The sequence below is a fragment of the Streptomyces sp. NPDC054872 genome, from assembly GCF_053610705.1.
On the sequence record NZ_JBSGYY010000002.1, the window covers coordinates 161,835 to 174,262 of the forward strand.

A 12,428-nucleotide genomic window follows, 5' to 3' on the forward strand; every position below is an offset into this window, starting at 1 on the left:
CCGTGGGGGATGGCACCTTGATCGCCATCATTGGGTACGAGTGCCGTAGCCGCCCGCGAAGATGCTCCAACCGTGCGTTACCGTGACAAAGCGGGCCTACGGTGTGGTGAGGCCGCGTCCTTTAAGAACAGGGAGAACACCATGGCCAGCAAGGCTGAGAAGATCGTCGCCGGGCTCGGCGGCATCGAGAACATCGAAGAGGTCGAGGGCTGCATCACCCGCCTCCGCACCGAGGTCCACGACCCGAGCCTCGTCGACGACGCCGCGCTGAAGGCCGCCGGCGCCCACGGAGTCGTCAAGATGGGCACCGCGATCCAGGTCGTCATCGGCACCGACGCCGACCCCATCGCCGCAGACATCGAAGACATGATGTAGCAGCACCGCAGCACCGCAGCACCCCGGGGGTGACCCCGGACCCAGCCGTACACACATGCAGGCCCCGCTCCGACGACCGGAACGGGGCCTGCATGCGTACCGGATAGGGTCGGACCCATGTCTCGAATCGACGGCCGCACCCCCGAACAGCTCCGCCCGATCACCATCGAGCGCGGCTGGAGCAAGCACGCCGAGGGCTCCGTCCTCATCTCCTTCGGCGACACCAAGGTCTTCTGCACCGCCTCCGTCACCGAAGGCGTCCCCCGCTGGCGCAAGGGCAGCGGCGAAGGCTGGGTCACCGCCGAATACTCGATGCTCCCGCGCTCCACCAACACCCGCGGCGACCGCGAATCCGTACGCGGCAAGATCGGCGGCCGCACCCACGAGATCTCCCGCCTCATCGGCCGCAGCCTCCGCGCCGTCATCGACTACAAGGCACTCGGCGAGAACACCATCGTCCTCGACTGCGACGTCCTCCAGGCCGACGGAGGCACCCGCACCGCCGCCATCACCGGCGCCTACGTCGCACTCGCCGACGCCGTCGCCTGGGCCCAGGGCAAGAAGCTCATCAAGGCCGGCCGCAAGCCCCTCACCGACACCGTCTCCGCCGTCTCCGTCGGCATCGTCGGCGGCGTCCCCCTCCTCGACCTCCGCTACGAGGAAGACGTCAAGGCCGACACCGACATGAACGTCGTCTGCACCGGCGACGGCCGCTTCGTCGAGGTCCAGGGCACCGCCGAGGCCGAGCCCTTCGACCGCAAGGAACTCAACGCCCTGCTCGACCTCGCCGTCGGCGGCTGCGAGGACCTGGCCGCGTTCCAGCGCGAGGCACTCGAAGCAACCAAGTAGGACCGGCGGGCCGGCGACGCGGCCGCCGACCCGACAGCCGCCAACCCGACGGCCCGGCAAGCAACCATCCAGCCCTCCCCGAGCGTTCTAACGAATACGGGCGCACGGGCAAAGCCGTGTGCCCGTACAGCACCCGGGGAGGGACCCAAGCATGGCCGCGCGTCACCGCCGTATAGCCACCGCCATCACCGCAGTTCTGATCGCCGTACCGGCGGGCATCGGCCTTGTCGGTTGCGACGCCGTCAACAAGGCCCTCGACTGCGTCCAGACCGCCGACGCCATCGCCGACAGCGTCACCGACCTGCAGCAGGCCGTCGAGAAGGCGGGCGACGACCCCACGCAGGCCGACAAGGCCCTCGACGACATCGACAAGAACATCGACGAGATCGGCGAGAAGACCGACAACACCGACGTGAACAAGGCGGTCGACGACCTCGACAAGGCCGTCGGCAACGTCCGCCAATCCATCGACGGTGGTGACGCGACGCCCGACCTCAGCCCCATCACGGACGCGGCGGGTGAACTGACCAAGGTCTGCACGCCGTAGCACCCCCGGCAGGCCGGATACTGGTGGGCATGACCCGCCTCATCCTCGCCACCCGCAACAACGGCAAGATCACGGAGCTCAGGGCGATCCTCGCCGACGCCGGTCTCACCCACGACCTCGTCGGCGCGGACGCCTACCCCGAGATCCCCGACGTCAGGGAAACCGGCGTCACCTTCGCCGAGAACGCCCTCCTCAAGGCCCACGCCCTCGCCAAGGCCACCGGCCTCCCCGCGGTCGCCGACGACTCCGGCCTCTGCGTCGACGTACTCGGCGGCGCCCCCGGCATCTTCTCCGCCCGCTGGGCAGGCAAGCACGGCGACGACGCCGCGAACCTCGCCCTCCTCCTGGCCCAACTCGGCGACATCGACGCGGACACCCACCGGGGCGCCCACTTCGCCTGCGCGGCGGCCCTCGCCCTGCCGGACGGCACGGAGCGCGTGGTCGAGGGCCAGCTGCGCGGCATCCTGCGCCACACCCCGTCAGGCACGGGCGGCTTCGGCTACGACCCGATCCTCCAGCCGGACGGCGAGACGAGGACGTGCGCGGAACTCTCCGCGGAGGAAAAAAACGCGATCAGCCACCGGGGGAAGGCGTTCCGGGGGCTGGTGCCGGTGGTTCGGGAGTTGCTGGGCTGAGGTGCACGCAAAAGGTCCGGCCTGCGATAGTCGCAAGCCGGACCTTGCATATGAAGGTGAGTGCGGCCTGAGGGATTCGAACCCTCACGGGATTGCTCCCATCGCGCCCTAAACGCGAGGCGTCTGCCGTTCCGCCAAGGCCGCAAGCCGCCCATCGTCGAGTGAGACGGGCGGCTGTAAGTGTACGGCGGCCGACGGCTGTCCGGCGAGTGGCCCTCTCCCCGCGGGCCGTTCGGAGAGGGAGGGGAGGGAGGGAAGGGAGAGGTCAGAAGCGGGGAGTCGGAGCCGCCGCTTCCACCATTTCCGCTGCCTCCTCCTTCGTTCCCACCGAGGGCGGCGAGCCCGACAGCGGCTTCTGGGCCGTTTCCTTCATGCAGGACACCGCGATGATGCCGACGAGCGCCGCCGCCATCGAGTAGTACGCCGGGATCATGTCCGTGCCCGTGACGCTGATCAGGGACGTGATGACCAGCGGGGCCGTTCCGCCGAAGAGGGAGGCGGAGATGTTGTAGCCCACCGACAGGGAGCCGTAGCGGACCGAGGTGGGGAACAGCGCCGGGAGCGTCGCCGACATCGTGCCGAGGAGGCAGAGCAGGGAGAGGCCCAGGAGGAGCATGCCGCCGGAGACCGCGATCAGGCTGCCCTGCTTGATCAGGAGGAACGCCGGGATGGAGAGGACGAAGAAGCTGACCATGCCGGTCATCAGGAGCGGCTTGCGGCCGAAGCGGTCGGACAGCTTGCCGACCTGGGTGATGAGCAGCATCAGGATGATCATGGTGCCGATGAGGATCAGCAGGCCGTGCGAGTCGTCGTAGCCGAGTTCGTCGGAGAGGTACGTCGGCATGTACGACAGGAGCATGTAGTCGGTGACGTTGTACGCGCCGACGAGGGCGATGCAGAGGATCAGCGTCGGCCAGTATTCGCGGAAGATCTTGGCGAGGTCGCCCTTGGCCGTCGTCTCGACGGTCGACGCCCCTTCGGACGCCGAGTGGAAGGTGGCGTCCTCCATCTTCTGGAACGCGGGCGTCTCGTCGAGCTTCAGCCGCAGGTAGAGGCCGACGAGGCCGAGCGGTCCGGCGACGAGGAACGGGACGCGCCAGCCCCACTGCTCCATGGTGTCCGCGCCGAGTGCGCTGTTGAGGATGAGGACGAGGCCTGCCGCGCCGGTGTAGCCGGCCAGGGTGCCCATCTCCAGGAAGCTGCCGAAGAATCCGCGGCGCTTGTCGGGGGCGTACTCGGCGATGAAGGTGGACGCGCCGCCGTACTCACCGCCGGTCGAGAAGCCCTGGACGAGGCGGAAGAAGATCAGCAGGACGGGGGCCCAGAAGCCGATGGTGGCGTAGGACGGGATCAGGCCGATGGCGAGGGTGCCGATGGCCATGAGGATCATCGTCAGTGCGAGGACCTTCTTGCGGCCGATCTTGTCGCCCATGGGGCCGAAGACCATGCCGCCGATGGGGCGCACGAGGAAGGACACCGCGAACGTCGCGAACGACGAGATCAGCTGGACCGTGTCGTTCCCGGACGGGAAGAAGACGTGGCCGATGGTGACGGCGAGGTAGCTGTAGATGCCGAAGTCGAACCATTCCATGGCGTTGCCGAGCGATGCGGCTTTGACCGCCCGCTTGACCGCCGCCTCGTCCGTGACCGTGATGTCGGTGCGGCGCAGCGGGGGGTCTTTGCGCCGCTTGACGGCCCGGAAAAGGTTGCGGTGCCGCTTGACCGCATCGGCGTCGGCCGCTGCCTCGTCGTGGGCCGCCATGGGTAGTCCTTCCGTTCTGCGAACAATCCTCCTGGCATCACTTGCTCGAACTTGGCCGACGCAAACGAACGCCCCCTGGAAGGGGGCGTTCGTCACAGTGGTCGGGAAGGGCGGGAACGCAGGTCAGATGCCCAGGTCAGATGCCCAGGTCCTTGATGATCTTGGCTACGTGGCCGGTGGCCTTGACGTTGTAGAAGGCGTGCTCGACCTTGCCGGTCTCGTCGACGACGACCGTGGAGCGGATGACGCCGGTCACGGTCTTGCCGTACAGCTTCTTCTCGCCGAAGGCGCCGTACGCCTCCAGGGTCTCCTTGGAGGGGTCGCCGACCAGCGTGACCTTGAGGTTTTCCTGCTCGCGGAACTTGGCCAGCTTCTCCGGCTTGTCCGGGGACACGCCGATGACGTCGTAGCCGGCGGTGGCGAGGGCGTCGAGGTTGTCCGTGAAGTCGCAGGCCTGCTTGGTGCAGCCGGGGGTGAGGGCGGCCGGGTAGAAGTAGACGATGACTTTGCGGCCCTTGTGGTCGGCGAGGGAGACCTCTTTGCCGTCCGCGTCCGGCAGGGTGAAGGCCGGGGCCGTGTCGCCGGGGTTGAGTCGCTCGCTCATCTTCGGTCTCCTCGCGCAGGGTGCTCGTAACAGGCTGTTCGGAAAACGTGTGGTGACGGAGTCGAGCGTAATAGGGGTGCCGTGGGGTGGGTTGCGCGTGGAGCTGACAGACTGTCGGCGAGACGTACTGAAGAATCAGACAGCCGGACACGACCACGGAGGCAGCGCGGTGTCGGACACGTCGGATATCAGGACCCCGGCGCAGATCGAGGCGGACATCAAGCGCCGTCGCGTGACGCTCGCCGAGACGCTCGACGAGATCGGGGTGCGGGTTCACCCGAAGACGATCGTGGGTGACGCGAAGGCCAAGGTCGTCGCGAGTGTGGACAACTCCCTCGGGCGGGCGTACGTCGGCGCGAACCGGGTGGTGTCCGATGTGCGGGCCCAGCTGGTGCACGAGGACGGTGGGCCGCGTCTGGAGCGCATCGTGCCGGTGGCGCTGGTGGTCGTGGGTCTGGTGGGGATGCTCGCGGTGAGCACGCGGCGCCGCAAGGGCTGACCCGGCATCGTCCGTGGCGTCCTTCGGCAGGTAGGTTCGGGGCGTGAGCGCCAAGAGCCGGGGACACAGCCCCCACGACGACAAGCTGCCCATCCGGATGCTGCACGACCGTGTGCTCGTGCGGCAGGACACCGCCGAGGGTGAGCGCAAGTCCGGCGGCGGCATCCTGATTCCCGCGACCGCCGCCGTCGGCAGGCGTCTCGCCTGGGCGGAGGTCGTCGCGGTGGGGCAGAACGTGCGGGCGGTGGAGCCGGGTGACCGGGTTCTGTACGACCCGGAGGACAGGGCCGAGGTGGAGGTGCGGGGTGTGGCGTACGTGCTGATGCGCGAGCGCGATCTGCATGCCGTGGCCGCCGACCGGTTCGAGGGCTCGGAGGATTCGACGGGGCTCTATCTGTAGGGCCGCCGCATCTGTAGGGCTGCCGAGGAACGTGCGTGAGGGGCTGGTGACCATCGTCACCAGCCCCTTTCGCGTGTCCTTTGCTACCTTTTAAGGACCCCGACGAGACGCGCCGTACCGGGTTTCCGCAAAGACGACGCACCCCCATTCAAGTGACGCGATCTCGCGTCTCACGTGTCGGAGGTGCCTCGTGGCCTGGGTTCTGTTGATCGTCGCCGGTCTGCTCGAAGTGGGCTGGTCGATCGGGATGAAGTTCACCGAGGGGTTCACGCGGCTGTGGCCGAGCGTGTTCACCGGCCTCGGGATCGTCGCGAGCATGATGCTGCTCTCGCATGCCGCCAAGACGCTGCCGATCGGTACGGCGTACGGCGTGTGGGTCGGCATCGGTGCGGCCGGTGCGGCGGTGGTCGGGATGATGGTCCTCGGTGAGCCCGCCACCGCCGCCCGGATCTTCTTCGTGGTGTTGCTGCTGGTCGCCGTCGTGGGTCTGAAGGCGACCTCGGGGCACTAGTACGCAGGGGCGCTAGTCGTAGTAGTAGTACGCCGGGCTGCCCTCGCCCTTCCTTCTGGACGCCGTGCCTTCCGTGAGGCCGCCGTTCAGGGCTCCTTCGTCGACGCCTGTGCCGCCGTCCGCGGTGGAGCCGTCGGTCTGGCCGCCCTGGGCGGCGCCTCCGTCGGTGGTGGCGCCGCCGTCGACGGTCGAGCCGTCGGTGGTGCCGCCGTCCGTCGGTCCGCCCTGCGTCTGCCCTTGGTCCTGGCCCTGCGTCTGGCCCTGGTCCTGGCCCTCGGTCTGGCCCTGGTCCTGGCCTTGCGTCTGCCCTTGGTCCTGGCCCTGGGTCTGGCCCTGGTCCTGGCCCTGCGTCTCGTCGTCACCGCCTGTGGCGGCCCCGCCGGTGGCCGGGTCCTCCTCGACGTCCGTGGGGTCCGGGACGGGCGGCACGTCGGCGCCGTCCTCGAGCTCCAGGTCGAAGTCCTGCACGGGTTCGCCCTCCAGGGCGTCCCTGGTGAACTGGGCCCAGATCTGCGCGGGGTAGGCGCCGCCGTTGATGCGGGCCTCGCCGAGCGCCCCGTACAGCGGGGTGTGCGCGCCGGTGTCGGGGTTCTGGCCCATCACGGAGACCACGGTGGCGAGTTCGGGGGTGTAGCCCGCGAACCAGGCCGCCTTGTCCTCCTCCGCGGTGCCGGTCTTGCCGGCCGCGGGGCGGCCCGCGGCCTGGGCCGCCGTGCCGGTGCCGCCGTCGACGACGCTCTGCAGGATCGAGGTGGTGGTGTCGGCGGACTCGCGGCTGACGGCCTGCGCGGTCGTCTGCTCGGGCAGTTCGATCTCCTGGCCGCCCTTGGTGACCTTCTCGACCATCGTGTACGTGGGGTGCTTGCCGTGGTTGGCGAGCGTCGCGTACGCCTCCGTCATGTCCAGGACGGAGGCCGTGGACGGGCCGAGCGCGATGGAGGGGGACGCGGTCAGGTCGGGGGTGCTCTCGGGGACGCCGAGGGCGACGGCGGTGTCCTTGACCTTGTCCGAGCCGACGTCGACGGCCATCTGCGCGTACACGGAGTTGACGGACTTGTCGGTGGCGGTCCTGACGGTGATGTCGCCGTAGTCGACGTCGTCCTCGTTCTCGGGGGCGTACGACCCGCCGTCCCAGCCCTGTACGGGCCGCTTGTTGGTGCCGTCGTAGATCGTGTTGGGGGTGATGGGGAGGCCGTCCTGGGTGACCGAGCCGTTCTCCACGGCCGAGGTGAAGACGAACGGCTTGAAGGTGGAGCCCACTTGGTAGTCGCGGCGGGTGGCGTTGTTGACGTACTGCTTGGTGTAGTCGATGCCGCCGTACATGGCGACGACCTTGCCGGTCTTCGGGTCGATCGAGGCGCCGCCCGCGCGTACGTTGCGGTCGACCTTGCGGGCATCCTTGTCGATCTTGGACATCACCTGGTCGTCGACGGCCTCCTTGAAGGCGTCCTGGCGGTCCTTCTGGAGGGTGGTGGTGATGCGGTAGCCGCCCTTGGCCAGGGTGTCCTCGTCGACGATGTCGTGGGACGTCAGGTAGTCCTCGACGGCCTGCACGAGGTAGCCGCGCTGGCCGGAGAGACCGGACGCGCCCTTGGCTTCCTTCGGCTCGGGGAACTTGGTCTTCGCCCGTTCGGCGGCGCTGAGCCAGCCCTCCTTGACCATGCCGTCCAGGACGTAGTTCCAGCGGCCCTCGGCGCGCTGCTTGTTCTCCGGGTGGGTCGCCACGTCGTACGCGTTGGGGGAGTTGAGGAGCGTCGCGAGGTAGGCGCCCTGGGCGGTGTCGAGGTCCTTGACGTCCTCGCCGAAGTACGCCTGGGCCGCGGCCTGTACGCCGTACGCGTTGCGCCCGAAGTAGCTGGTGTTCAGATACCCGGCGAGGATGTCGTCCTTGCTCACCTCGCGGTCCAGCTTGATGGAGATGAAGAACTCCTTGGCCTTGCGGGTGACCGTCTGTTCCTGGCCGAGGTAGTAGTTCTTCACGAACTGCTGGGTGATCGTCGAACCGGACTGCTTTCCCTTGCCGGTGACGGTGTTGTAGGCGGCGCGGATCATCGCCTTGGGGTCGACCGCCGACTCGCTGTAGAAGTCCCGGTCCTCGGCGGCGAGCGCGGCGTGCTGGACTTCCTTGGGGATCTGGCTCAGCGGGACGTTCTCGCGGTTGACCTCGCCGTCGCGGGCCAGTTGGGTGCCGTCGGCGTAGAGGTAGACGTTGCTCTGCGCGGTGGCCGCCGCGTTGGCGGGCGGGATCTCGACGATCATGTAGCCCGCGACGAAGCCGCCGACGCAGAGCAGGATCAGCAGGATGAAACCGCCGAGCACCATGCGCCAGGTGGGGAAGATCCGCCGCCAGCCCTTGCGCTTGGGGCGCTTCTTCTTGCCCTTCTTGCCGGTGTCTTCGGCGTCCTGCGCGTCCGGTGTGCCGGTCGGGGCGCCGTCCGGTGTGCCGGTCGGTGTGCCGTCCGGGGTGTCCACGGGTTCGCGGGGCGCCCATCCCTCGGGTTTCTTGGCGCCCTGCTGCTGCGGCTCGTCGCTGCTCATGTCTCGTGGAACTCCCGGTTCGCGTCGTACGTCACGTACGCCTCGTACGACCCATTGCACACTGTCGCTTCATGCGTTCCCCGCCAGGCACGCGCCGCGTGCGGAAAATGCCTGGCAAGAGCGATGACGTCCGCACTAGGCTCCGTCTCTTTGGCCCAGGCCGGGCAGGGCTTCGGTCAAGGCTCTCGTCAACTCGTCAAGGCTCTCGCTAAAGGGGATGCGTGTGCGTACAGGACGGTTCCGCTTGTACGCGGCCGTCGCCCGGGGAGGCTTCAGACGGTACGCGACCTACCGCACGGCGACCCTGGCGGGAGTGTTCACCAACACGGTCTTCGGGCTGATCCTCGCGTACACCTACATCGCCCTGTGGGACGAGCGGCCGGGGCTCGGCGGTTACGACCAGTCGCAGGCGTTGACGTTCGTGTGGCTGGGCCAGGCGCTGCTCACGGTGATGGCGCTGATGGGCGGCGGCTTCGAGGGCGAGCTGATCGAGCGGATCCGCACCGGGGACATCGCCGTCGACCTGTACCGCCCCGCCGACCTGCAGCTCTGGTGGCTGGCGACCGACCTGGGCCGCGCCCTGTTCCAGCTGCTCGGGCGCGGTGTCGTGCCGATGGTGATCGGCGCGCTCATCTTCGACCTGGCGCTGCCCACCGAACCGCTGCGCTGGCTGGCCTTCCTGCTCGCCGTGATCCTCGGCGCCCTTGTCAGCTTCGCGATCCGCTTCCTGGTGGCGCTCTCCGCGTTCTGGCTGATGGACGGCGCGGGCACCACCCAGGTGGCCATGCTCGCGGGCACCTTCTTCTCCGGGATGCTGCTCCCGCTGAACGTCTTCCCGGGCGCGCTCGGCGAGTTCGCCCGCGCGCTGCCCTGGTCGGCGCTGCTCCAGGTGCCCGCCGACGTGTTCCTCGGCAAGCACACGGGCCTGGACCTGGTGCGGACGTACGCCTTCCAGATCGGCTGGGCCGCGGTGCTGCTGACGGCCGGGCGGCTGCTGCAGGCCGTGGCCACGCGTCGGGTGGTGGTCCAGGGTGGCTGACCTGGCGCGTGTGCGGGGCGGCCTTACGCAGGTGCGCGACGGGCTTCGGGCCTACCGGCTGATCTCCGCCATGTGGATCCGCTCCCTGATGGCCTACCGGCTGTCCTTCGTGATGACCGCGTTCGGCAACTTCGCCGTCACCGCCTTCGACTTCGCGGCGATCCTGCTGATGTTCTCCCAGGTGGACCGGCTCGGCGGCTACTCGCTCTCCGAGATCGCCTTCCTGTACGGCGCCACGTGCACCTCGTTCGGGCTCGCCGACCTCTCCCTGGGGTCCATGGACCGGCTCGGGAGACGCGTGCGCGACGGCACGCTCGACACCCTCCTGGTGCGGCCGGCCCCGGTGATCGCGCAGGTCGCCGCCGACCGCTTCGGGCTGCACAGGATCGGGAGGCTGCTGCAGGGCACGCTCGTCCTCGGGTACGCGCTGGTGGTCCTGGACATCGACTGGACCCCCTTGAAGGCGCTGATGGTCCCGCTGATGCTGCTCTGCGGCGCGGGCATCTTCGCGGCCGTGTTCGTGGCGGGCGCGGCCTTCCAGTTCGTGGCGCAGGACGCGGCCGAGGTGCAGAACGCCTTCACGTACGGCGGCACCACGCTGCTCCAGTTCCCGCCGACCGTCTTCGCCAAGGACCTGGTGCGGGGCGTCACCTTCATCCTGCCGCTGGCCTTCGTGAACTGGATCCCCGCGCTCTATGTCCTGGGGCGCCCCTATCCGCTGGACCTGCCGACGTGGGTGGCGTTCACGCCGCCGCTCGTGGCCGCCCTCCTCCTCGCGCCGGCCGGCCTCGCCTGGCGCACGGGCCTTCGTTCGTACCGCAGCACAGGGAGCTGAACCGCCGTGGAAAAGGACCTCATCGAGCTGGACCGCGTCGAGAAGGTCTTCGACGTACGCAAGAAGACCGGCTTCATGCGGCGCGAGAAGCACGAGGTGCGTGCCGTCGACGGCATCAGCTTCACCGTGCCGCGCGGCGAGATGGTCGGCTACATCGGCCCGAACGGAGCGGGCAAGTCGACGACGATCAAGATGCTGACCGGCATCCTGACGCCGAGCGGCGGGCGGCTGAGGGTCGCGGGGATCGACCCCTCCCGCGAGCGCACCCGCCTCGCGCGGCGCATCGGTGTGGTCTTCGGGCAGCGCACCACGCTGTGGTGGGACCTGCCGCTGATCGACTCGTACCGCCTGATGCACCGCATGTACCGCATCCCGGACGCCCGTTTCAAGGAGAACCTGGAGCGCTGCGTGGAACTCCTGGAGCTGGCCGCCCTGTTGGACGTCCCCGTGCGCCAGCTCTCTCTCGGCCAGCGGATGCGCGGTGACATCGCGGCGGCGCTCCTCCACGATCCGGAGGTGCTCTACCTGGACGAGCCGACCATCGGTCTCGACGTGATCAGCAAGGCCAAGGTCCGAGGATTCCTGCGGGACTTGAACGCGGAGGCGGGGACGACGGTCCTGCTCACCACGCACGACCTGACCGACATCGAGCAGCTCTGCAAGCGGGTGATGGTTATCGACCACGGGCGTCTGATGTACGACGGGCCGCTGGCGGGGCTGCACGAGGTGGGCGAGAGCGAGCGGACCCTGGTCGTCGACCTGGAGCGCGAACTGCCGGCCATAGAGGTGGAGTCGGCCCGCGTGGTGAAGGTGGAGGGGCCGCGGCAGTGGCTCGCCTTCCCCGCCGCGGAGTCGGCAGCTCCGCTTGTCGCCCGGGTCGCGGCCCGGTATCCGATGGTCGACCTCTCGGTCAGGGAACCCGACATCGAGGCGGTCATCGCCAAGATGTACGCGGAGAAGTCGACCTCGTAGGCTGCTTCGTATGACCGACGAGCAGCCTCATCTCCCGGATCTCCGGGCCGCCGACGCCGACCGTGAACGTGTCGCCGAACGACTCCGTGACGCCGTGGCCGAGGGCCGCCTGGACATGGAGGAGTTCGAGGAGCGCCTGGACGCGACGTACAAGGCGCGTACGTACGGCGAGCTGGAGCCGATCACGCGGGATCTTCCGGCGGTGGGCATCAAGGTGTCGATGGTGAAGGGGCCGGTGAGCGACGACCCCGCCGCCATCGACTGGTCCGAGCGGATGGTGGCCGGCGAACCGTCGTCGAAGCTCGGCTTCGCCTTCTGGGGCGGGTTCAGCCGCAAGGGCGGCTGGGTGGTCGGCCGGCAGTTCGACGGGTTCGCGATGTGGGGCGGCGGCGAGATCGACTTGCGCGAGGCGCGGTTCACGGAACGCGACGTGGAGATCCGCTGCTGGACCGTCATGGGCGGCATGCAGGTCATCGTGCCGCCCGAGATGACCGTCCTGGTCAAGGGCTTCGGTTTCATGGGCGGCTTCGACGACAAGGCGACCGGGGAGGGCACCCCCGGCTCGCCCCGCGTGGTCGTCAAGGGCTTCGCCCTGATGGGCGGCGTCGGCGTGGACCGCAAGATCCGCCGGGTCGAGAAGCTGCGCCTGAAGGAGGAGCGCCGCCGTGAGCGTCTCGAACGGCGCGAGGAGCGGCGCGCGGCCCAACTGGAGCGGCGCGCCGGACATCTGGAGCGCGCCGACCAGCACCGCCGACGGCACCAGCACCGCCACAAGTCCGACACGTCTCATCCGTCGCCCGGCGACGGGGTCGGCGGTTCCGGCGACTGACCTGACCGGTGGGGCCCTGCGGCGCTCGGCGGC

The 12,428-nt window shown here is 68.9% G+C and carries 14 protein-coding genes, 1 tRNA gene and 1 riboswitch; of the genes, 11 read left to right on the plus strand and 4 right to left on the minus strand.

Annotated elements, in window-relative coordinates; translation table 11 throughout:
• The first annotated feature begins 141 nt into the window (after positions 1-141).
• The 4 genes from ACWGIH_RS02855 to rdgB all read left to right on the plus strand — a co-directional run bounded on the left by ACWGIH_RS02855 (position 142) and on the right by rdgB (position 2,406).
• On the plus strand, positions 142-375 hold the full coding sequence (locus ACWGIH_RS02855) for a glucose PTS transporter subunit EIIB (protein ID WP_409057923.1): 234 nt from the start codon (positions 142-144) through the stop codon (positions 373-375).
• Positions 376-492: 117 nt separating this feature from the next.
• Positions 493-1,224, plus strand: coding sequence for a ribonuclease PH (gene rph / locus ACWGIH_RS02860; protein WP_451204085.1), 732 nt, complete (start codon positions 493-495; stop codon positions 1,222-1,224).
• A gap of 151 nt (positions 1,225-1,375) precedes the next feature.
• On the plus strand, positions 1,376-1,771 hold the full coding sequence (locus tag ACWGIH_RS02865) for a hypothetical protein (protein ID WP_453448759.1): 396 nt from the start codon (positions 1,376-1,378) through the stop codon (positions 1,769-1,771).
• Between the two features lie 29 nt (positions 1,772-1,800).
• The gene (gene rdgB, locus ACWGIH_RS02870; protein WP_453448758.1) at positions 1,801-2,406 is read left to right on the plus strand and encodes an RdgB/HAM1 family non-canonical purine NTP pyrophosphatase; all 606 of its coding nucleotides are present in this window, start codon (positions 1,801-1,803) and stop codon (positions 2,404-2,406) included.
• Positions 2,407-2,467: 61 nt separating this feature from the next.
• Here the strand turns inward: rdgB and ACWGIH_RS02875 are convergent.
• The 3 genes from ACWGIH_RS02875 to bcp form a co-directional block, all read right to left on the minus strand.
• Positions 2,468-2,550 (minus strand) — tRNA-Leu (locus ACWGIH_RS02875).
• A gap of 121 nt (positions 2,551-2,671) precedes the next feature.
• The gene (gene proP, locus ACWGIH_RS02880) at positions 2,672-4,168 is read right to left on the minus strand and encodes a glycine betaine/L-proline transporter ProP (protein ID WP_453448756.1); all 1,497 of its coding nucleotides are present in this window, start codon (positions 4,166-4,168) and stop codon (positions 2,672-2,674) included.
• 136 nt (positions 4,169-4,304) lie between these two features.
• The gene (bcp, locus tag ACWGIH_RS02885; RefSeq protein WP_453448755.1) at positions 4,305-4,772 is read right to left on the minus strand and encodes a thioredoxin-dependent thiol peroxidase; all 468 of its coding nucleotides are present in this window, start codon (positions 4,770-4,772) and stop codon (positions 4,305-4,307) included.
• Between the two features lie 169 nt (positions 4,773-4,941).
• Between bcp and ACWGIH_RS02890 the strand changes: the two genes are divergently transcribed.
• The 3 genes from ACWGIH_RS02890 to ACWGIH_RS02900 all read left to right on the plus strand — a co-directional run bounded on the left by ACWGIH_RS02890 (position 4,942) and on the right by ACWGIH_RS02900 (position 6,182).
• Complete coding sequence (locus ACWGIH_RS02890) at positions 4,942-5,271, plus strand: DUF3618 domain-containing protein (protein WP_453448754.1); 330 nt, start codon at positions 4,942-4,944, stop codon at positions 5,269-5,271.
• A gap of 43 nt (positions 5,272-5,314) precedes the next feature.
• Complete coding sequence (locus ACWGIH_RS02895; RefSeq protein ID WP_363309366.1) at positions 5,315-5,671, plus strand: GroES family chaperonin; 357 nt, start codon at positions 5,315-5,317, stop codon at positions 5,669-5,671.
• 81 nt (positions 5,672-5,752) lie between these two features.
• A riboswitch (guanidine-III (ykkC-III) riboswitch) is annotated at positions 5,753-5,814 on the plus strand.
• A 47-nt stretch (positions 5,815-5,861) separates the two neighbouring features.
• Complete coding sequence (locus ACWGIH_RS02900; protein ID WP_160505255.1) at positions 5,862-6,182, plus strand: DMT family transporter; 321 nt, start codon at positions 5,862-5,864, stop codon at positions 6,180-6,182.
• Positions 6,183-6,194: 12 nt separating this feature from the next.
• Here ACWGIH_RS02900 and ACWGIH_RS02905 read toward each other — a convergent pair whose 3' ends face one another.
• Complete coding sequence (locus ACWGIH_RS02905; protein WP_453448753.1) at positions 6,195-8,720, minus strand: transglycosylase domain-containing protein; 2,526 nt, start codon at positions 8,718-8,720, stop codon at positions 6,195-6,197.
• 217 nt (positions 8,721-8,937) lie between these two features.
• Between ACWGIH_RS02905 and ACWGIH_RS02910 the strand changes: the two genes are divergently transcribed.
• The 4 genes from ACWGIH_RS02910 to ACWGIH_RS02925 are packed head-to-tail and all read left to right on the plus strand — an operon-like array spanning position 8,938 to position 12,395.
• Positions 8,938-9,759: an ABC transporter permease gene (locus tag ACWGIH_RS02910; RefSeq protein ID WP_453448752.1), complete on the plus strand. Its 822-nt coding sequence runs from the start codon at positions 8,938-8,940 to the stop codon at positions 9,757-9,759.
• The gene (locus ACWGIH_RS02915; RefSeq protein WP_453448751.1) at positions 9,752-10,594 is read left to right on the plus strand and encodes an ABC transporter permease; all 843 of its coding nucleotides are present in this window, start codon (positions 9,752-9,754) and stop codon (positions 10,592-10,594) included. The genes ACWGIH_RS02910 and ACWGIH_RS02915 overlap by 8 nt, the downstream gene beginning before the upstream one ends.
• Positions 10,595-10,600: 6 nt before the next feature.
• Positions 10,601-11,566, plus strand: a complete 966-nt coding sequence (locus tag ACWGIH_RS02920) for an ABC transporter ATP-binding protein (RefSeq protein ID WP_453448750.1) — start codon at positions 10,601-10,603, stop codon at positions 11,564-11,566.
• A gap of 10 nt (positions 11,567-11,576) precedes the next feature.
• Positions 11,577-12,395: a DUF1707 SHOCT-like domain-containing protein gene (locus ACWGIH_RS02925; protein ID WP_453448749.1), complete on the plus strand. Its 819-nt coding sequence runs from the start codon at positions 11,577-11,579 to the stop codon at positions 12,393-12,395.
• Positions 12,396-12,428: the final 33 nt, after the last annotated feature.